A 379-nucleotide genomic window follows, 5' to 3' on the forward strand; every position below is an offset into this window, starting at 1 on the left:
GGATCGAGCCGACTTCGGTGCCGCTCAGCAGCGATCCGTCGGCGCGCACCGCGGCGGACAGCCGGCGCTTGCGATCGGTCAGCACGGTGCCGGGCGTGATCCAGCCGGTCTCGACCAGCGTGCCGAATGCCACCTTGGGTGCGGACCGGGGGCTCTGCATCGTCGCCAGCGCGCTTTCATCAAGCGGCAGCGCCATCTCGATGCGCTCCATCGCCACATCGCGGTACACCGCCTCGCGCTCGCAGCCGATCCACTCGCGCCCCAGCCGCCGCGCCACCGCGCCGGTGGTGCCGGTGCCGAAGAACGGATCGAGCACCACGTCGCCCTTGTTGGTGGTGGCCAGCATCACGCGGTAGAGCAGCGCCTCGGGCTTTTGCGT

The 379-nt window shown here is 70.7% G+C and carries 1 protein-coding gene; it reads right to left on the reverse strand.

Annotated features, from left to right (window positions below; genetic code table 11):
• The coding region (locus I6F37_RS45160) for a DNA methyltransferase (protein WP_276573852.1) at positions 1 to 379 on the reverse strand (379 nt) is incomplete at both ends.

Source organism: Bradyrhizobium sp. NBAIM08 (genome assembly GCF_020193935.1).
GTDB classification, from domain to species: Bacteria; Pseudomonadota; Alphaproteobacteria; order Rhizobiales; family Xanthobacteraceae; genus Bradyrhizobium; species Bradyrhizobium yuanmingense.